We start from the raw sequence: 20715 nt of genomic DNA on the forward strand, positions 1-20715 counted from the left end.
AACTTAATCTAAACCCAAACTACACTCTCAATGAACATACTTCTATCTCTAAAAGCGGATGCAAATATACACCTCTTTTTCTTCCCTAAACAAACTTTTTTTAATGTTTTCTTAATTTTTATTTAATTTAGCACGTAAATAGCAAATTTTCAGCAACATAAATGTTTTTATTTACAGAAATAAATCCCACACTATACCAAATCTAACCACAAAATCTCGGTAAGGTTGTGAAGGAGCTACATAATTATTATTATCATCAAGTAAGAAAATAACATTCTCTAGCTTTAATTGGCTAAGTTAAATAATATACTATATTTGTACATATACGTAAACCGTTACCATGATTAAAACTTACACTCTATTGATTATAGTGTTATTTATAAATATTGCTGCATATGCTCAATGTGCAGGACAAGACACGACTATTACTATTTGTGATTATGCAAATTCAAGCAATCAAAATTTCAACCTTTTTAATGTATTAAATGGCAATCCTGATAGTGGAGGAACTTGGGTTGATAATGATAATTTAGGGGTTTATACTAATAGTAATCAAAATGAGATTAATATTTGGCAAATAAATCAGAGTGGTGTATTTACATTTACATACAATTTAACTAATTCTAGTTGTTCTAATACTTCAGCAACATTAACACTTATTATAGGCGGTTATGCTGGTGAAGACAATTATATTGCTAATGCATGTGAAAATGATGTTGCTGTGAACTTATTTCAATTTACAGGTAATAATCCTAATCCGCATTTAAATGGTGAATGGATAGATGTGAGTAATACTGGAGCATTAACAGATAACATTTACGATGCTACCATACAAGGTATTGGCACCTATACATTTACTTATAATGTATCTGCAATAGGTACATGTGCAATGCATACAATTACGGTAGAATTAACAGTACACCCCCTTCCTACTCCATCTTCTAATGTTATTGAAAACGTAATTTGTGGTTTAGAAGAAATTACTAATCAACAAGATATAGATTTAAATAATTATTTACCTGCATCACCATCGAATGGATACTGGTCTGACAACTCTGGCACTAATGAAATTGATGAGGAAGATACAATTGTAGATGTACAAAATATTTTTAATAATTTTGGATATGGTGAGTATACATTCAGTTATACGGCCATTCCTAGTCATCCTATATGTGATTATCAAGTATTAAGTATAGTTATTAAAATTAAAAGAAAATTAGATTTTTCTGGAGCGAACTTAGTGGTAAATTCTTTTTGCGAAAACGATATAGCTATACCGCTTCAAGCTCAAATTCTTAACCTCCCAAACTTAAATGATTTACCCAGCAATACTTTTAATATTATCTATAATATAAATGGCCCTGTTAGTCTAAATGAAGAAACCGCTCAAATTTCCTTTAATAATCCTGAAACTTTTAACCTACCAAATGCTTTTGATCCTACGCCAGGAATATACACTATAGAAGTAATAGATATTGCAAGTATTAATGACCCAGATGAACTTATTTGTGAAATTGAATATAATCTCGAAAGTACTTTTGAAATATTTTCAGTTTTTGAAGAAGATATAGACCTCGCTATTCCAAATATATGTTTTGGTAATGATCTTCTCATTAATTTTGAAATTACAAATAATAATTTTAGTGGAGATTTAATCATTGATTATTCTATTACTGGTGCTAATAGTGTAAATAATACTGCTACTCTCAATTTTGTAAATGGATCTTCAAATTTTCAAATTGCAGAAAATTTATTCTCAAATGCCGGTTTACACCAATTTGAAATTATACAAATTACAACGTCAGACGGCTGCATAACTACTCCTACAGATTTAAAAATGGATTTTAGAATCTTTGATACTCCTGAACCTACCATATTTGTTAATGATATTTGCTTGGGTGACGATGCTCTAATTGAATTAAGTAATCTAACAGGAATTAATCAATTAGAAATTGAATGTTATTTAAGTGGAGCCAATTCAACTTCATCACAAACCGAAACGATAACTATAAATAATGATTTTGGAGATTTAGTAATTCCAGCAAACTTAATTACCAATTCAGGTACAACTACTCTTATTATTAATGAATTAATAAATACAGCTACTTCATGTACAATAACCACAACTATTAATTTAACTTTTGAGGTATTACCGCTACCCGATGCTCCAAATGCTACACCCTTACAAGAATTTTGTGAGGTTAACGATGCCAAAGCATCAGACCTTATACCTAATCAAGCTACAAATTTATGGTATACTTCCCAAAATAGTCAAACTAGTTTACAGCCTGAAACACCACTAATTAACGGAACTTACTGGGTGGCAGTAATTAACTCCAATGGCTGCTACTCTAATAAAACTGCAGTTAACGTTGTAATTAATGAAATTCCTCCTGCTACTTTAATTCCTCAAGGTGAAGATTTTTGTGGAGTTGATGAACCCACTATTTTAGATTTAAGTAAAAATACTTCTCAATTTAATCAATACCCTATAGAATGGTATGATCAAAATGGAAATTTACTTACAGAAAGTACTCTTCTCGATGAAAATCAAACTTATCTTGGTTATACCTATGATCCTGTTACCAGTTGTGAAGCTAAAGAGGTATTAGAAGTAAATGTCTCTTTAGTTGAATGTGATAACGAATACGATTTCTTTATTCCAGATGCTTTTTCTCCAAACGATGATGGTATTAATGACGTTTTTAGGATACCAGATATTAACTATATATATCCCGATTATAAGTTCGAGATTTATAATAGGTATGGTAAACTTTTATATCAAGGTGACATCGATCATCCATTTTGGAATGGAGAAGCAGAAAGTAACCTTGTACTATCTGATGGTGTCGTCCCTAATGGAATCTACTTTTACATAGTAAAATTCAATAAAAATAACATCTCACCTCAACAGGGAAGACTATACTTAAATAGATAATTTTAAAATATCGTAAATGAAAATAAAATTACTCATTCTCATAATTTTCTCTTGCTATTTAGATGCATTCTGTCAACAAGATCCTGAGTTTACTCATTATATGTATAATATGAAAATTATCAATCCAGGATATGTAAATAATAGTCCAGAAACAATATACTTTGGCGGTTTTTATCGTAAACAATGGGTAGATGTTATTGGCAATCCAACTACTTATTCATTTTTCACGCATTTACCATTAAGTAGTAAATTAGAAGCAGGTATTTCTTTTGTGAATGATGAAATAGGAGAAAACGCACTTAAAGAAAATAATGTCACCGCAGATTTAGCTTATATTTTAAAAGTTTCAAAAACTATCAAAATTTCTTTCGGACTTAAAGCTGGAGCTACTTTTTTAGATACAGATTTTTCAAGATTTAGATTAGAAAGCGGAAATACAAGTACCGATCCTGCTTTTAGTCAAAATATTCATCAGACCTACCCTACTTTAGGCACAGGAGCATTTCTATTCTCTAAAAATTATTACTTAGGTTTATCTACTCCTAATTTTTTAAAAAGTAAACATTTAAAAGATGCTAATCATATTCAGCGTATTGGAGGTGAAGAAATTCATATGTATTTAACAGGAGGATATGTTTTTAAAGTTTCTCAAAGTTTAAAAGTAAAACCATCATTTTTATTAAGAACTGTAAATGGCGCATCTTCTATGATTGATATTTCTGCCAATTTTTTATATCTAGACAGATTTGAAGCAGGGGTTTCTTACCGATATGACGATTCTATTAGCGCTTTAATGAGCATAGGGATTACTACTAATTTAAAATTTGGATATGCTTACGATTATACCACCACCAATCTAGGAAATTTCACTTCGGGTACACATGAATTTTTTCTACTGTATAATTTAGACCTATCTAAAGGTTATCATAAATCACCGCGATTTTTTTAAAAATTTTCTATGAAAAAAAATTTTCTATATATAATATTCACTGCTACTTTTTTTCTTTCATTTTTGGGAAATGCACAAGACTTTTCTACCAAAAAAGCAGATAAATATTTTGCGAGAACCTATTACGCTAAAGCCATTCCACTTTATGAAGAAGTAATAAGTTACAATTCTTCTGCTGAAACAATACAAAATTTAGCAGATGCCTATTTTTTTACTTTCGATTTAAAAAAAGCAGAAAAATGGTACCGCGTGCTTTTTAAAAAGAAAGGGGAAATCTTGGATAAAAAGCATATTTTCTATTACTATCAAACCTTAAAGGCACTTCAAAAAAATGATTTAGCCAATAATTTATATCAAGAACATTTACTTGAAGCTTCTAAAAAAACCGATTTCCTGCGGTCACTAGTGTATTTAGAAAACGTAAAAGCAATTGGAGATCGCTATTCGCTGAAAAATTTAGAATTAAATACGGATAAATCTGAATTTTTCAGCGGAATTTATCAAGATCAACTTCTCATTTCTTCAACAAAACAAGAAAAGGGTCTTTTTTCTAAACTATATTATTGGAATAACCTTCCTTACTTAAATCTTTACGCTATCCCATTAGACAGTTTAGAAAATAGTTCGCCTAAACTTTTTGCAGAAGAATTATCGACCAAATTTCATGAAAGCAATGCCGTGTTTACAAAAGATGGAAAAACAGTATTTTTTACTAGAAATAGTTACTTAAATCATAAAACAGAAAGAGATACCGCCAAGGTTACTCAGCTCCAGATTTACAAAGCAGAATTAAAAAATAAAAAATGGATAAACGTTACCTTATTACCTTTTAATAACAAAAATTATTCTTGTGAGCATCCAGCATTAAGTCAAGATGGTCAAACACTCTATTTTGCTTCTAATAAACCGGGAGGGTTTGGAGGTTTTGATCTCTATTCAGTAAATACTACTAATTATCTAAATCCAAAAAACTTAGGAAATTTAATTAATACTTCTAAAAAAGAGCAATTTCCATTTATTGATCATCAAGGGAATCTTTATTTCGCTTCTAATGGTCATCCTGGTTTTGGAATGTTAGATGTTTTTATTGCTAAAACTTCAGAAAACGGATTTGAAAAACCTGATAATGTAGGATTACCTATTAATTCTGGTTATGATGATTTTGCGTTTTACATTAATACGATTACAAAAGATGGATTCTTTTCTTCTAATAGACTTTCGGGTAAAGGGAATGATGATGTTTATCAAATTCATGAAATTAAACCTTTAATTATCGAAGATTGCTACCAATTATTAAAAGGAAATATTTTCAACAAAACAACCCAAGAACTACTAGCTAATGCAAAAGTTTTTTTAAAAGAAAATGAAATTATAATAGATAGTTTAATAACAGACAAAACAGGTAGTTTTTCATTCAAAATTAATTGCAATTCATCTTTTCAATTATCTGCAAATAAAACTGGATTTTCTAATGACAGTAAAAGTTTTAATACTTTATCTGAACGTAAAAAAGAACACGCTAAAGACCTGTATTTATTAAGCGAAAAAGCAATAGCTCAAGAAAAAGAGAAGAAATTACAACAAGAAAAAGAAAAAATACACCAGCAGCAGCTCAAAAAACAACAAAAAAAGCATCAAGAAAAGCAAAAACTAATCAAACGAATTATTCAACAAGAACCTAGTATTGTTGAAAAAAAAGAAAAAACAGTTATAAAAACTGAACCTATTTATTTTGATTATGATTTATGGTATATTAGAAAAGAGTCTCGTAAAACACTTCAAAAAGTTATTTCCCTCTTAAAAAAATATCCAGAAATGAAAATTGAAATTGGAACTCATACCGATATGCGAGGAAACAATAAATACAATTTAGATTTATCTCAAAAAAGATCTGAATCAGTACTAGAATATTTTAATGAGAATGGAATAGATTTAAATAGACTTCAAGCTGTAGGTTATGGAGAAACACAACCCATTATAATTTGTAAAACAGAAGATTCTTGTACAGAAGAGCAACATGAGATTAACAGAAGGTGTGAATTTATCATTAAAGCTTTTACTAAATAAAACCTTACTGCCACTTCTCTACTGCTTTTAAGAAATTAATCTCTATAGCAGGTTCTTGTTTATCTAGATGATTTTTTTGAAAATTTCTTCTTAAAATATGTTCTATAAGAAAATCTTCTTCGACTTCTTCTGGATGAAACTCTTCTTTCAATGAGATATTGAATAAGCTTGCAGTTGTATTATACCAAAAGGCACGCCAACCACTTTTTAAATCTTTCACGATATCAAAAGTCGTAATTCCGGTTTGTCTATACATAAGTTTTACTAAAATTTGCCCTTCAGTTTTGGTAAGCTTTTTCAATTCGGCTGTAAATTCATCTTGTATATAATTTTGAACCATTTTAGTATACTTTCGCTTTTTCGATTTAGATTCAATGCTATTCAATCTCTCATTAAGCGCAGTTAATCGTTGTGATGCCAATACCGCGTACGGCCAAACGTGTCGCGTTTTCTTTTGTAGTATTAAATACCTTCTACGTTCATATCTATTTTTAAACTTAAACGGACCTACTAAAAAAACCTCATCCAAGTCAATAGCTTCCATCACTTGGTCATCGATCACCATCAATTTTTTTTCATTTAAAGAATCTACTACCAAAGTATCTTTAACTTTCTTTTCTTCAGAAGTTTTAATTACAGCTTTAGACCTCATCAACTGGTGACGTACCTGAGCTTGAGCATGTAGCCCTAGTAAAAAGAGTAATATGAGTAAAATTTTATTCAAGCTAACTAATTCTATATTTTACACTATAATGAAACTAAAACCATTCCAAAATTAATCATTATTAATTAAATCAATAAGAATTCTTATTTTCGTAGCAAATTAGAAATTAAATGAAGTCAGAAAATAGTATCCTAAACGAAAAATCTCTCGAATTTTTAGAAACCTACCTCAATAATGCGGCTCCTACCGGTTATGAAAGTGAAGGTCAAAAACTTTGGATGGATTATTTAAAGCCTTATGTAGATGAATTTATTACCGACACTTACGGTTCTGCCGTAGGGGTTATTAATCCTGATGCGAAATTTAAAGTAGTCATAGAAGGTCATGCTGATGAAATTTCTTGGTATGTAAATTATATTACCGATAACGGATTAATTCACGTGATTAGAAATGGAGGTAGCGACCATATGATTGCCGCTTCTAAACGTGTAAACATTCATACTAAAAAAGGAATTGTAAAAGGTGTTTTTGGATGGCCAGCCATTCATACCCGTGATAAAAGTAATGAAGAACACCCAAAAATAGAAAACATCACTATTGATGTAGGCTGTACTTCTAAAGAAGAAGTAGAAAAATTAGGCGTGCACGTGGGTTGTGTAATTACTTACCCAGATGAGTTTTTTGTTTTAAACGAAAATAAATTTGTTTGTCGCGCTTTAGATAACCGCATGGGTGGCTTTATGATTGCTGAAGTTGCTCGCCTTTTAAAAGAAAATGATAAAGAATTAGATTTTGGTCTTTACATCACCAATTCTGTTCAAGAAGAAATTGGTTTGCGTGGTGCAGAAATGATTACTCAAACCATTAAACCAAATGTAGCCATTGTTACAGATGTTTGTCATGATACCACTACTCCAATGATCGATAAAAAGAAAGAAGGAGAAACTAAAATTGGTGACGGGCCGGTAATTAGCTACGCACCAGCGGTACAAAACAATCTTAGAGAAATGATTATAGAAACGGCAGAAAAAAATAAAATTCCATTTCAGCGTTTAGCAGCAAGTAGAGCGACAGGTACAGATACCGATGCTTTTGCTTACAGCAATGGCGGAGTTGCTTCTTCTTTAATTTCACTTCCTTTACGTTATATGCATACAACGGTAGAAATGGTACACCGTGATGATGTCGAAAATGTAATTAAATTAATTTACGAAAGTTTACTTCAGATTAAAAATGGAGAAACCTTCAGCTATTTTAAATAAGATGAAGCTTATCAAAATAAAAAGCCTTCCAATTTTGGAAGGCTTTTTATTTATAGAATCATTTATGAATAAAACATAAGTTATGATAACTCTCTACCTTTTAAAACCGTAAATCAGTTCAACAAAACCTTAAATATTGCTAATTAGCAGGTTTTTATTAAAACATTCACTTTTTGTTATACCTATTAACTAGCATTCTTAACTAAATTTATTGGTGATTTCTAAATGACCTATGAATTTAACTGCCGAAAAAATAGAAAAAATTACACAGCATCCTGAAGAATTTGCTGCGCTTGCTAATCTTGTTTACATACAAGACCACCAACTCACTATCCAACGTCATAAACATGGAAAAGGTTTTTATTATACTGATAAGAATAAAAAAAAGATTACTCAAAAAAATACTCTAGAGCGATTTAAAAAATTAGTGATACCACCCGCTTGGAATGAAGTAAGAATTACACACCTAACCAACGGACATTTACAGGTTGTTGGGAGAGATGATAAAAATAGAAAAGTTTATCGTTACCATGACTTGTGGTCTAAATTTAAAAATCAAACCAAGTTTTTTAAAATGTCATCTTTTGGTAAAAAACTTCCTGAAATAAGAAAGCAGGTCGATAAAGATTTAGAACTAGAGGGAATGCCTAAGCAAAAAGTTTTAGCACTGGTGGTAAGGTTAATGGAAGAAACACATATTAGAATTGGCAATCATTACTACGCTAAAAAAAATCAAACCTACGGTCTCTCTACGCTAAGATCACGCCATGTAAATTTGAGTGAAGATATTTTAACCTTCAATTTTATTGGTAAGAAAGGAAAAGAACATCATATTAATGTTACCGATAAAGATTTAATTGAGCTGGTAAATGAATGTGAAGAAATACCTGGGTGGGAACTTTTTAAATATTATGATGAAGATGGTCAAAAAAATTCTATTGATAGCGGAATGATTAATGAATATATTCAAAATATTTGTGGTGAATATTATTCAGCTAAAGACTTTAGAACTTGGGCAGCTACAAAAATTTATTTTGAAGCCTTACGAGATTTAGGCTATACAGATAAAGAAAAACAACAAGACAAAAATTTAATTGCTGCCTTAGATGAAGCTGCAGAAGGCTTAGGCAATACCAGATCTGTTTGTAAAAATTATTATGTACATCCTGTAGTTACTGAATACTACCAAGATGGAAAAATTCAAGAATATTTTGATAAAGTAGATGAAGAAGCTACCAAAAATTCTACCTCCTTATTTTCTAATACCGAAAAAGTAGTTCTCGAACTCATGGAGAATTTTAAAATTAACCTAAAAGAAAAAAAGAAATGAAAAATTTATTACTAATTCTCTGCATTACCTTCAGTAGTTTTATTTATGCACAAGAACCTTTATATGGAAATCCAACCGAACATAAATCCAACCCAGGTTTTGTAATTGTAGTCACTTCTGATAAAAATTTACCAGATGTACAAAAGCAGTATGATATTTTTGAAAATGGAAGAAAGTTTTTTGCTGAACGTAATATTCAGCCTTACTTAATAACTCCAGAAAGTGTGGAATCTTTTTTTCATCAAGAAAATGATAGGTTAATGAAATTTGGAAATTATCAAAACTTACAACAAGACAATACAGATTTCTTGGTAATTGTTATAGATGAAGATTACAATACAAAATATCGATCTAAAACTCCCATTACCCCTTTAGAGATTAGCGAAGTCTTAGAATAATTTTCATCAAAGATTTTATACTAAAACACCCGACTTTTGAAGTCGGGTGTTTTAGTATCATTAATAATTTAAGCTTACTTGCTATTTATTTAAATAAGCTAATACATTATTTTGAATTCTATTTTCAATATTATCAATTTCAGCTTTTTCAAACTTTTCTCCAGTAATATTTTCATATAACTCAATATATCGTTCTGAAATCGAGTTGATGTATTCGTCTGTCATTTCAGGAAGTTCTTGTCCTTCTTTTCCTTGAAAGCCTTTAGAGATTAACCATTGACGCACAAATTCTTTTGAAAGTTGTTTTTGAGCTTCGCCTTTATCTTGACGTTCTTGGTAACCATCGGCATAAAAATAACGAGAAGAATCTGGCGTATGAATTTCATCGATTAATACAATTTTTCCTTCAGCATTTTTTCCAAATTCATATTTTGTATCTACTAAAATTAATCCTTGCTTAGCTGCAATTTCAGTTCCGCGTTCAAAAAGTTTACGTGTGTAGTCTTCTAATACTTTATAATCTTCTTCAGAAACAATACTGCGTTTTAAGATATCTTCTCTAGAGATATCTTCATCGTGATCACCCATTTCGGCTTTCGTTGCTGGTGTAATTATAGGAGAAGGAAATTTATCATTCTCTTTTAACCCTTCTGGAAGTGTTACCCCGCAGAGTTCTCTTTTACCAGTTTTATATTCTCTAGCCGCGTGACCTGCCATGTAACCTCTAATCACCATTTCTACTTTAAAAGGTTCACATAATTGCCCTACTGCAACGTTAGGGTCTGGTGTTGCCTCTAACCAATTAGGGACTAAATCTTCTGTCGCCTTCATCATTTTTGTAGCAATCTGATTTAAGATTTGACCTTTATAAGGTATTCCTTTAGGCATCACCACGTCAAATGCGCTTAGCCTATCGGTAGCAATCATAATCACTCGATTATTATCTAAGCGGTAAACCTCTCTTACTTTTCCTTTATAAACACTAGTTTGTTGAGGGAATTTATAATCTGTACTATTAATAGTATTCATGAGTTGGTTTTGAGTATTTAATCTATATTTTCAATTGAGTTGTACGCAGAAATAATTCGTTTTACTAACCTATGTCTAATTACATCTTTATCATCTAAATAGATAACTTCAACTCCTTTAACAGGTTTTAATACCAGTAAAGCTTCTTTTAAACCAGAAATCACACGCCTTGGTAAATCTATTTGACCAGGGTCACCGGTAATCATAAATTTTGCACTTTTTCCCATACGGGTTAAAAACATTTTCATCTGCGCGTGAGTGGTATTTTGTGCTTCATCTAAGATCACAAACGCATTATCTAAAGTACGACCACGCATAAATGCCATCGGTGCAATTTGTATGACACCTTTCTCTATAAAAGATTCTAATTTTTCATGCGGAATCATATCTCTTAATCCATCGTAAAGCGGTTGCATGTAAGGATCGAGCTTTTCTTTTAAATCTCCTGGCAAGAACCCAAGATTCTCTCCAGCTTCTACTGCTGGTCTGGTTAAAATTATTCGCTTAACTTGTTTTTCTTTTAATGCTTTTACCGCCAAAGCTACTGCGGTATAGGTTTTACCTGTTCCTGCGGGACCTACAGCAAAAACCATATCATTCTTTTTAACGGCTTCTACCATTCTACGCTGATTGGGAGTTTGCGCTTTAATAAGCTTTCCACTAACGCCATGAACTAATATTTCGTCACTTGCGGTAGAAGTTTCGTAATCTTCTTTTTTCTCGCTGGTAAGTACACGTTCTATTGAATTTTCATCAAGTTTATTATATTTACCAAAATGATCCATAAGCATGGTAAAACGCTTATCAAACTCTTCGAGTAGTTCTTCATCTCCATAAACCTTAACTTGATTACCTCTAGCAACCAATTTTAATTTCGGAAAATATTTCTTAAGTAACTCTATGTTAGCATTTTGTTGCCCAAAAAAATCGCGTGGGCTTATTTCAGAAAGTTCTATGATAAGTTCGTTCAAAAGCAGGTATGTTTATTGTTGTTTTATCTTTAAATTCGCACAACACAAATTTAAGTAAAAAAAAGAGTTTAACCGCTTAAACATATTAACAGTTTTATAAATGCCAATCATCACTTTAACAACAGATTTTGGACTTAAAGATCCCTCTACTGCTGCGGTAAAAGGAGCTATTTTGAGTGAACTTGATTCGGTGAATATTGTTGATATCTCACACCAAGTTGCGCCTTTTCATATCACTGAAGCGGCATATATTATAAAAAATTCTTATAGTAGCTTTCCTAAAGGAAGTATTCATATTGTAGGCGTAGATTCTGAGATTACTCCAGAAAATAAACATGTTGCCTTAAAATTAGACGATCATTATTTTATCTGCGCTAATAATGGAATTATGTCTTTAATTGCTTCAGAAATAAAACCTGAAAAAATTGTTGAAATTAATATTCATGATGCTATTGAAAGTAATTTCCCTGTACTTGATGTTTTTGTAAAAGTGGCCTGTCATATTGCGCGCGGCGGAACGCTAGAAGTTATTGGGAAAACCATTCCAGAAATTAAACAATTAAAAGACTTTTCCCCTTTTATCAATCAAGATGAAAAACAGATTATTGGTCACGTTATGTATATAGATAATTACGGGAATGTAGTCACCAATATATCTCGAAAAATATTTGAAAACATTGGTAAGGGAAGAAAATTTAAAATTTCTGCAAGATCTGTAAACTTTACTAAAATTCATGAAAGTTACAGTCACGCTATTAATTTTAATAAACCTAAAGAAACGCGAGAAGAAGATGGTAAAAAATTGGCACTTTTTAATGCTTCAAATTATATAGAGCTTGCCATTTATAAGAGTAACCCCAGTACAGTTGGGAGCGCCTCTACCCTTTTCGGTTTAAAATTAAAAGATACTATTAATATTAAATTTGAAGACATTAATGCTGGTTAGAATTGTAAAAATGACATTTAAACAGGAAGAGATTGAAAACTTCAAATTACTTTTCGACAAGAAAAAACACTTAATTAGAGGTGTAGAAGGTTGCCAGTTTTTAGAGTTATACCAAGATCAAGAAAACAAAACGATCTTTTTTACTTATAGTTATTGGGAAAATGATAAGGCTTTACAAAACTATCGACATTCCAATCTATTTAAAGAGATTTGGGCGGCCACCAAAATAAAATTTAATGCCAGACCTGAAGCTTGGAGTGTCAATAAATTAGTTAGTCTTACCTAAACTTATTTTATGAAAGCAATTTTATTAAAAGAAATAAACTCCTTCTTTTCATCTACGATGGGGTATTTAGTAATCGGTATTTTTTTATTGATCAATGGTTTATTCGTATGGGTATTTCAGGGAGATTTTAATATTCTAGATTTTGGTTTTGCGAGTTTAACTCCGTTTTTTCATTTAGCGCCTTGGATTTTTATTTTTTTAATTCCGGCAATTACTATGCGTAGTTTTTCTGAAGAAATTAAACAAGGTACATTAGAACTTCTGCTTACCAAACCCATTACCCAAAATCAATTAATTGCAGGTAAGTATTTGGGGGCTTTAACACTCGTGATATTAGCTTTATTACCAACATTATTATACGTTTACACCATAAGTGAATTAGGAGCTTCAACAGCTAACTTTGATAGCGGCGCCATTATTGGTTCTTACATTGGTTTGTTATTTTTAGCAGGAGTTTATACAGCTATAGGTATTTTTTGTTCTACGTTATCTAACAATCAAATTGTAGCTTTTATCTTAGGCGTTACGATTTGTTTTCTTTGTTTTTACGGCGTAGAAGGTTTATCTAATATTAATTTATTTGGTTCAGAAATTTATGCTTTAGAATACTTAGGCATTAGTTACCACTATAAAAGTATAAGCAGAGGTATTATTGATTCTCGAGATGTAATTTATTTTGCTAGTTTCATCTTCTTATTTCTTTATTTAGCAAAATTGAATTTAAAACGCTATTTCTCATGAAGAAAAACAACAAAAAATATATTTCTTTGGCAGTGATTCTTGGAGTTTTAATTCTCTTAAATCTGCTAGCATCCAGTTTTTATAAACGCTTAGATCTTACAGAAAATAAACGTTACACACTTTCTGATACTTCTAAAGAAATATTAATCAATGTAGAAGAACCACTGGTGGTCGATGTTTTTCTAAAAGGCGAATTTCCTTCAGAGTTTAAGCGACTTCAAAATGAAACACGTTATCTGTTAGAAGAATATGAAGCTTTTAATCCAAACGTTAAATTCAATTTCATTAATCCGTTAGAAGAAAATCGAGAAGCTCAAGCTATTGCTACAGATTTTTATAAAGCTGGAATGACTCCCGAAAATCTTAATGTTAATGAAAACGGAAAAGTGACCGAAAGTCTTTTATTCCCTTGGGCTGTTGCTAACCTTCAAGATCGTCGAGTTAAAATTCATTTACTGAAAAAGAAAATTGGTGATCGTAATGAAGACATTGTAAATAGCTCGGTACAACAATTAGAATATGCTTTTTCAGATGGTTTTAATAAACTTATTAACGAACGTTCTAAAAAAGTAGCGATTATGCGTGGCAATGGTGAGTTAGCCGATGCTCATATTGCAGATTTTGTAAAGTCTATTCGTGACTACTACTATATTGCCCCTTTTACATTAGATTCTGTAGCTAATAATCCACAGAAAACACTTCAGCAATTAAAAGAATACGATTTAATTATCGAAGCAAAACCTACAGAAGCCTATACAGAAAAAGAAAAATTGGTTCTTGATCAATATATTATGAGTGGCGGTAAATCGCTTTGGCTCTTAGAAAATGTATCGGCAGAAAAAGATAGTTTATTTACTAATAATGAAAATAAATTATTAGCTTTTTATAACGATTTAAATTTAACCGATTTATTCTTTAAATATGGAGCTCGAGTAAATCCTGAAATTGTGAACGATGTATATTCTGCACCAATTGTATTAGCAAAAGGTACTGGTAAAGAAACACAATTTAATCCTTACCCTTGGTTTTATGATCCTATGGCGGTCTCTAAAAACAATCATCCCATCACCCACAATATTGAAGCGGTAAAGTTTAATTTTGCTAATCCTATAGATACTTTAAAAAATAATATTCATAAAACAATTTTATTACAGAGTTCTAAATCTTCAAAATTAGAAGGGGTACCCATTCAAATTAATTTGCAAGAAGTAATTCAAAAAAAACCAGATCCTGCTTCATATAATGCTGGCCCTCAAAATTTAGCTGTATTATTAGAAGGTAAATTTACTTCGGTTTATAAAAACAGGGTTTTACCTTTTCCAGCAGAGAATTACAAAGAAAATTCTTCTGCCAATAAAATGCTTATCATTTCTGATGGTGATGTAATTAAAAATACTACTAAAAAAGGTAAACCACAAGCTTTAGGTTATGACCCAATGACAGCTACTACTTATGGTAATAAAGAGTTTCTAGTAAACGCAGTGAATTATTTATTAGATGATAAAGGACTTTTAAAAATAAGAAGTAAAGAAGTGAAACTTGCATTTTTAAATACCAATAGAATTGCTGCAGAACGCCTACAATGGCAATTGATAAATATTATAGTACCTCTTCTATTTTTAGGTATTTTTGGGCTTATATTTAGCTTCTACAGAAAAAGAAAATATGTTAACTAACTTTTTTCAACAAAAAAAACAAAACTACCCGATTCATAGAAATCTTAAAACAAAGATTTACAAGCATCTATGTTTTTAATAAAAAAACAGATGCTGTTAATAAAAATTTTTAAAGATTAGTGTGAAAATTCAGTTAATAAGATATATTTGTGATTCGAATGAATTTTATATCAAATAATTCTCATGAAATTTATAGTTTCTAGTTCATACTTACTTAAACAACTTCAAATATTAGGTGGTGTTATTAATAATAGTAACACACTACCCATTTTAGATAATTTTCTTTTTGAACTTAATCAAGATAAACTAAAAGTTTCTGCTTCAGATTTAGAGACGACCATGTCTGCTGAATTGGATGTAGAATCTGAGTCTGAAGGAAGTATTGCTGTACCTGCAAAATTATTGTTGGATACCTTAAAAACTTTCCCAGAGCAACCCCTAACTTTTGTTGTTGAAGATAACAATACCATTGAGCTTAGTTCTAGCTATGGTAAATATGCTTTGGCTTACGCTAATGGAGAAGAATTTCCTAATGCAGTTGAGTTAGACGAACCTAGTAAAACGGTAATCCCCGCAGATATTTTGGCTACTGCAATTAGCAAAACTATTTTCGCTAGCGGAAATGATGATTTAAGACCCGTAATGAGCGGAGTGTTCTTTCAGTTTTCTTCAGAGAGCTTAACATTTGTCGCTACAGATGCGCACAAATTAGTAAAATATTCTCGTGAAGATGTTGTTGCAGAAGAAACTGCAGAATTTATTATGCCTAAAAAACCTTTAAATCTTTTAAAAGGAATTTTAGCTAATAGCGATAGCGATGTATTGATTGAGTATAACGATTCTAACGCTAAATTCACATTTGACGATACACAATTGGTTTGTCGATTAATTGATGGTAAATATCCAAACTACGAAGCGGTGATTCCAAAAGAAAATCCAAACGTATTAACTATTGACAGAACACAATTTTTAAACTCTGTAAAAAGGGTTTCTATATTCTCTAATAAAACTACACACCAAGTAAAACTTAAAATTGCTGGGGCTGAATTAAATATTTCTGCAGAAGATGTAGACTACAGTAACAAAGCAGAAGAACGTTTAACCTGCGATTACCAAGGTGACGATATGCAAATTGGTTTTAATTCTCGTTTCTTAACAGAAATGCTGAATAACCTAAATGCTAACGACGTTCAGTTAGAAATGAGTTTACCCAACCGCGCCGGAATTTTAACTCCTAAAGATGGATTAGATGAAGGTGAAAAAGTAACAATGTTGGTGATGCCAGTAATGTTAAACAACTAATTTTAACTTAACCACTAAAACTTAAATTTTAACCCTCGTCTAATCGCGAGGGTTTATTTTTTATTAGTGTTTAATTACTCTTCTTACTTGTGTGCCTCTTCCTGTTTTTACCTCTAAAAAGTAAATTCCTCTAGCTACATCACGTATAGAAAAATGTTTTTGATGATTTGTTTCTTTTAACTTTTCTCCTAATACATTAAAAATTCTTACTTTTTCTATAGCAGATGAAGACTGAATTGTTATTTCTCCAAGGGTTGGGTTTGGGTAAATATAAAAAATTTCTTTTTCTAACTTTTTAACTTTTAGGTTAGACGTATTATTTTTTGATATAATATCACTTTCAGCATCTATTACAATACTTTCTACCGTCATCGTTGTAGAGAAAGAAAATTGTTGAGAATTTTGGGTATGATAAAATTTATGCTCTTCAACTTCTCCTTGAGTTCCTAAAAATTTTATAGGTAGTTCTACTTCAAAAAAATCTACAGATGCATGACTTTGTGATTGTGATACTGTTATAGTTATCTGATTACTTTGTAAATCTTGATCTACATACACCTCAGAACTAGGATAGCCTTCGCCATAAACCCAATCGTTAAAAAATTCATCTAAATTTTCTCCGCTTTGTAATTCAAATTCAGTTTTTAAATTTTCTGTATTTGCATAATCGTAAGCGTAATTAGGATGATTTAAATAATTCTGTAAAGCGTTAAAAAAATTGAACTCTCCAAGTTTTTTTCTCAACATATGCAGCGCCATCGCTCCTTTATTGTAAGACAATCGCTTACTAAATACTCTATTGACACTTAACGTATCTTGAGCCGGAACATAAACGGAACCTCCTGGTAGGGAAGTGATACTATTCACTAAATTTTCCTTATAATCATTAAATACTAGGTCACCATCTAAAGATTCAATAACCATTGCTGCCATATAAGTAGCAAAACCTTCGTTTAACCAAATGTCTTGCCAGCTTTCACAAGTTACTTTATCGCCAAACCATTGATGCCCTAATTCATGAGCTATTAATCCTCTACTGAAGTTTCCCATAAAAGAAACGGTAGTATGCTCCATACCACCACCCCAACCAAATTGAGCGTGTCCGTATTTTTCATCTTCAAAAGGATAATTACCAAATTTATCAATGAATAATTCCATAATAGGGACGGTAATTGCTGTAGAATTTTGTGCTTGAAACAAATTTTCAGGATATACATAATTGACTATAGGAAACGGGTTTCCGTTGTTCATCACAGTATCATTATAAACCGAATAATTAGTTACTGCAAAAGCAACTAAATATGCAGGAATAGGATAATGATGCTGAAAATGAGTGGTTTTTAAAGTTGAATTTATTACCTGAGATTGTTCTAAACCATTTGCTACCGCAACATTTTCTGCTCCGTTATTATTAAATGTTGGGTGGGTTATAAAAATATCTATTTCATCTATTTTATCAGTTAAATCTTGCTTGCAGGGCCACCAAGCTTTAGCTCCATAAGGCTCAGATAACGTCCAAATAATTTCATTACCATCATGTGTAGTTTGTTCAAAAGAACCAAAACCAGTGCTTATCGGGTTTCCTGAATAACTAATACTCAATGAATCTAAAACTCCTTGTAATTGAGTTTGAGGTAAATCTATTATTAATTCATCATTAGATTGCTGAAAGTTAAGAGCAATACCATTCTGTAAGACTGTCGACACATTCATTCCTGTAGAAAAATCAAATATGACCTGATTTAGATTTTCTTTGGCTTTAAAATAAGTGGTCACCTCACCTTCTAAAAAAGCAACAGAAAGATTTACCGTTAGTTCTAAACGATGATAAGTAACATCATAATTTCCAGTATTAGCGCTTGTTTGATTTTCAAATAAAGATGCCGCAGAAAATAGTTCCTGCTTTGCTATAGTATGGTGCTCTTCATAAAGATTTTGAGCAGAAACAGGAATAAAAACACTACATAAAATTAGAAATAAATATAAACGCATAGGATTAACTTAAAAATTCAGACGCTTAAAATAAGAAACTTTACAATCAAACAGACAACTCTATGATTTAAAAAATATAGTAACCTATTATTAATAAAACCTTTATTGGGTAGAATTGTTACTTTGTTTTATAAAATTTGAAACTATTAAGAGTTGATCTTAAAAATAAAGTTGAAATTCTCACATAATCTATAAACCGAAAAAGTTTATATTCTTTGCATATTTAAGAAATAAGAAATATAAAGAATAGCAGTTAAACTTATATTAAACCGACGATCGTTTTTTGTAAGCCCAATTAAACATAGTAATTTAAATGAAAAATTAACCATTATGAAAGATTACGGAACATTATCTGAAGCAATAAACAAACTAAAATTAGAAGAAGGTTACACCCATGATTTTAACCTAATTGATGATTACTTAGAACTAAAAGCTGAAAAAGAAAAATATACAGCCGATGAGTTTGAAGTAGATAAAGTTTTAAGGTTTGAAGGAATGAGCAATCCCGATGACAATTCTATATTATATGCTATTACCACTTCTAATGACAGAAAAGGAATTTTGACCGATGGCTACGGTGTGTCTGGCGGACAAGTTTCTAAAACAATTTTAGATAAATTACACCGAGAAACTGAGCAATAATGAAAGCAGTTAAACTTATATTAAAAAACAAAGACTAAATTGTTTTTAGCCTTTAACAATTGTATTTTTGAATAGAAATTAAAATAACAATAAGTTTTAACTATGGAATATTTAAATTTAAATAAAGAAAAATTAACACTGACAGTTGAAGAATTAAACATTCTGCTTGCAGATTATCATTTATACTACCAAAAGCTTAGAAATTTTCATTGGAATATTATTGGAAAAAGTTTCTTCGATTTACATGAAAAATTTGAAGAAATGTATGATGATGCAGTATTAAAAATTGATGATATAGCTGAGCGCGTGCTAACATTAAGGTTTCAGCCTGCTAGTAATTTCTCTGACTATTTAAAACTGTCTAATTTAGAAGAATCTGATTCTGAATTTACAGATATAGAGATGGTGAAAATCTTACTTGAAGATCATGGTAAAATTTTATCACAAATGCGTAAAGTCGTAAAAGTAGCAGATGAGGCTAATGATGAAGGTACAATAGATTTAATTGGCGCATATATTAGAGAGTTAGAAAAAACCAGTTGGATGTTAGATGCTTGGGTAATGAAAACTAAACAGACACATCAAGAAATTAAATAATCTTGATGGAAAAAAATTCAACATTTAATTTTTCAGAAGCCATCGGCGGGATCTATGATAAACTCGCCGATTGGTTAGATGCATTAATACTTAATCTGCCAAATTTTATTTTGGCAGTACTTGTTTTTATTGTGTTTATTGTTTTTGCCAAATATGTTGGCAAAATACTTACTAGAATTCTGTTAAAAAGAAATATACAACATTCCGTAAGAGATATTACCGTTAGAATTTTGAAATTGGTAATTATTTCTTTCGGTTTTTTTATAGCCTTAGGTCTTTTAAATTTAGATAAATTACTCACCTCTATTTTAGCGGGTGCAGGAGTTGTTGGTTTAGCTATTGGTCTTGCCTTACAGGGTACTTTAAGCAATACAGTTTCTGGAGTTATTTTAAGTTTTTTGCCAGAAATACAAATTGGAGATTGGGTAGAAACAAATGGTTTTGCTGGAGAAGTTCGTGAAGTAAATCTTAGAAATATAGTTATTATTCAATCTGATAATAACCATGTTGTCATTCCAAATACCAAAATTGTAGAAGATGCTTTTAAAAATTTTAGTAGAACTAAACGATCTCGAGTAATGTTAGCATGTGGCGTAGGATATGAAAGTGACTTAGAAAAAGTAGAAGAAATTACGATAAATGCGATTTCAGCTATATTTAAACAAATAGGTGAAGAACAAATAGAATTTGCCTATGAAGAATTTGGAGATAGTTCTATTAACTATGTAGTACGGTTTTGGACAGATGTGAATAGACAAAAAGATATTTTATTCGCGAAACACAAAGCAATTTTAGCGATCAAAAAAGCTTATAATGAAGAAGATATAAACATCCCATTCCCGATAAGAACTTTAGACTTTGGTAAGAATAAGTTTAGATCTGAAACTATTCAAATACATCAAAAAGAACAGTAACTATAAAAGAC

The 20715-nt window shown here is 30.8% G+C and carries 18 protein-coding genes and 1 pseudogene; 14 read left to right on the forward strand and 5 right to left on the reverse strand.

What is annotated here, in order from left to right:
* Positions 1-171: 171 nt before the first annotated feature.
* Positions 172-276, reverse strand: a pseudogene (locus KW502_RS04565) (putative porin); the annotation flags it as partial.
* Positions 277-340: 64 nt separating this feature from the next.
* On the opposite strand from KW502_RS04565, the gene KW502_RS04570 reads away from it, so the two are divergent.
* Genes KW502_RS04570 through KW502_RS04580 form a run of 3 tightly spaced genes read left to right on the forward strand, consistent with a single transcriptional unit; the run spans position 341 to position 5954 of the window.
* On the forward strand, positions 341-2938 hold the full coding sequence (locus tag KW502_RS04570; protein ID WP_219039360.1) for a T9SS type B sorting domain-containing protein: 2598 nt from the start codon (positions 341-343) through the stop codon (positions 2936-2938).
* 16 nt (positions 2939-2954) lie between these two features.
* The gene (locus KW502_RS04575) at positions 2955-3887 is read left to right on the forward strand and encodes a PorP/SprF family type IX secretion system membrane protein (protein WP_219039361.1); all 933 of its coding nucleotides are present in this window, start codon (positions 2955-2957) and stop codon (positions 3885-3887) included.
* A 9-nt stretch (positions 3888-3896) separates the two neighbouring features.
* Entirely contained in the window at positions 3897-5954 is a 2058-nt protein-coding gene (locus KW502_RS04580; protein WP_219039362.1) for an OmpA family protein, read from the forward strand.
* A gap of 4 nt (positions 5955-5958) precedes the next feature.
* Here KW502_RS04580 and KW502_RS04585 read toward each other — a convergent pair whose 3' ends face one another.
* Positions 5959-6678, reverse strand: a complete 720-nt coding sequence (locus KW502_RS04585) for a DUF4294 domain-containing protein (protein ID WP_255554083.1) — start codon at positions 6676-6678, stop codon at positions 5959-5961.
* 110 nt (positions 6679-6788) lie between these two features.
* On the opposite strand from KW502_RS04585, the gene KW502_RS04590 reads away from it, so the two are divergent.
* From KW502_RS04590 to KW502_RS04600, 3 genes are all read left to right on the forward strand, one after another.
* Positions 6789-7880 (forward strand): M42 family metallopeptidase, encoded by a 1092-nt coding sequence (locus KW502_RS04590; protein WP_219039363.1) that lies wholly within the window; start codon positions 6789-6791, stop codon positions 7878-7880.
* A 232-nt stretch (positions 7881-8112) separates the two neighbouring features.
* Positions 8113-9210, forward strand: a complete 1098-nt coding sequence (locus tag KW502_RS04595) for a DNA topoisomerase IB (RefSeq protein WP_219039364.1) — start codon at positions 8113-8115, stop codon at positions 9208-9210.
* Complete coding sequence (locus KW502_RS04600) at positions 9207-9608, forward strand: DUF4174 domain-containing protein (protein ID WP_219039365.1); 402 nt, start codon at positions 9207-9209, stop codon at positions 9606-9608. The genes KW502_RS04595 and KW502_RS04600 overlap by 4 nt, the downstream gene beginning before the upstream one ends.
* A gap of 81 nt (positions 9609-9689) precedes the next feature.
* Here the strand turns inward: KW502_RS04600 and KW502_RS04605 are convergent, their stop codons facing one another.
* Both KW502_RS04605 and KW502_RS04610 read right to left on the reverse strand, forming a co-directional pair.
* Entirely contained in the window at positions 9690-10637 is a 948-nt protein-coding gene (locus tag KW502_RS04605; protein ID WP_219039366.1) for a phosphoribosylaminoimidazolesuccinocarboxamide synthase, read from the reverse strand.
* Positions 10638-10654: 17 nt separating this feature from the next.
* Positions 10655-11608 carry a PhoH family protein gene (locus tag KW502_RS04610; protein WP_219039367.1) on the reverse strand — a complete coding sequence of 318 codons (954 nt, stop codon included), beginning with the start codon at positions 11606-11608 and terminating at the stop codon, positions 10655-10657.
* A gap of 100 nt (positions 11609-11708) precedes the next feature.
* On the opposite strand from KW502_RS04610, the gene KW502_RS04615 reads away from it, so the two are divergent.
* From KW502_RS04615 to dnaN, 5 genes are all read left to right on the forward strand, one after another.
* The gene (locus tag KW502_RS04615; protein ID WP_219039368.1) at positions 11709-12554 is read left to right on the forward strand and encodes an SAM hydrolase/SAM-dependent halogenase family protein; all 846 of its coding nucleotides are present in this window, start codon (positions 11709-11711) and stop codon (positions 12552-12554) included.
* The gene (locus KW502_RS04620; RefSeq protein ID WP_219039369.1) at positions 12544-12840 is read left to right on the forward strand and encodes a putative quinol monooxygenase; all 297 of its coding nucleotides are present in this window, start codon (positions 12544-12546) and stop codon (positions 12838-12840) included. The genes KW502_RS04615 and KW502_RS04620 overlap by 11 nt, the downstream gene beginning before the upstream one ends.
* A 9-nt stretch (positions 12841-12849) precedes the next feature.
* Positions 12850-13581: a gliding motility-associated ABC transporter permease subunit GldF gene (gene gldF / locus KW502_RS04625; RefSeq protein ID WP_219039370.1), complete on the forward strand. Its 732-nt coding sequence runs from the start codon at positions 12850-12852 to the stop codon at positions 13579-13581.
* Entirely contained in the window at positions 13578-15257 is a 1680-nt protein-coding gene (gldG, locus tag KW502_RS04630; RefSeq protein WP_219039371.1) for a gliding motility-associated ABC transporter substrate-binding protein GldG, read from the forward strand. Before gldF ends, gldG begins: the two co-directional genes overlap by 4 nt.
* 183 nt (positions 15258-15440) lie before the next feature.
* Positions 15441-16559, forward strand: coding sequence for a DNA polymerase III subunit beta (gene dnaN / locus KW502_RS04635; RefSeq protein ID WP_219039372.1), 1119 nt, complete (start codon positions 15441-15443; stop codon positions 16557-16559).
* A gap of 63 nt (positions 16560-16622) precedes the next feature.
* Here the strand turns inward: dnaN and KW502_RS04640 are convergent, their stop codons facing one another.
* A complete protein-coding gene (locus KW502_RS04640) occupies positions 16623-18551 on the reverse strand; it encodes a M1 family metallopeptidase (RefSeq protein WP_219039373.1) in 1929 nt (642 codons plus the stop codon).
* Positions 18552-18881: 330 nt separating this feature from the next.
* Between KW502_RS04640 and KW502_RS04645 the strand changes: the two genes are divergently transcribed.
* The 3 genes from KW502_RS04645 (at position 18882) to KW502_RS04655 (ending at position 20704) form a co-directional block, all read left to right on the forward strand.
* Positions 18882-19193: a phosphoribosylpyrophosphate synthetase gene (locus tag KW502_RS04645; protein ID WP_219039374.1), complete on the forward strand. Its 312-nt coding sequence runs from the start codon at positions 18882-18884 to the stop codon at positions 19191-19193.
* A 102-nt stretch (positions 19194-19295) separates the two neighbouring features.
* Positions 19296-19790, forward strand: a complete 495-nt coding sequence (locus KW502_RS04650; RefSeq protein ID WP_219039375.1) for a Dps family protein — start codon at positions 19296-19298, stop codon at positions 19788-19790.
* A gap of 5 nt (positions 19791-19795) precedes the next feature.
* Entirely contained in the window at positions 19796-20704 is a 909-nt protein-coding gene (locus KW502_RS04655) for a mechanosensitive ion channel family protein (protein ID WP_219039376.1), read from the forward strand.
* The last annotated feature ends 11 nt before the right edge of the window (positions 20705-20715 follow it).

It is taken from the genome of Mesonia aestuariivivens (assembly GCF_019311235.1).
Lineage (GTDB): Bacteria > Bacteroidota > Bacteroidia > Flavobacteriales > Flavobacteriaceae > Mesonia > Mesonia aestuariivivens.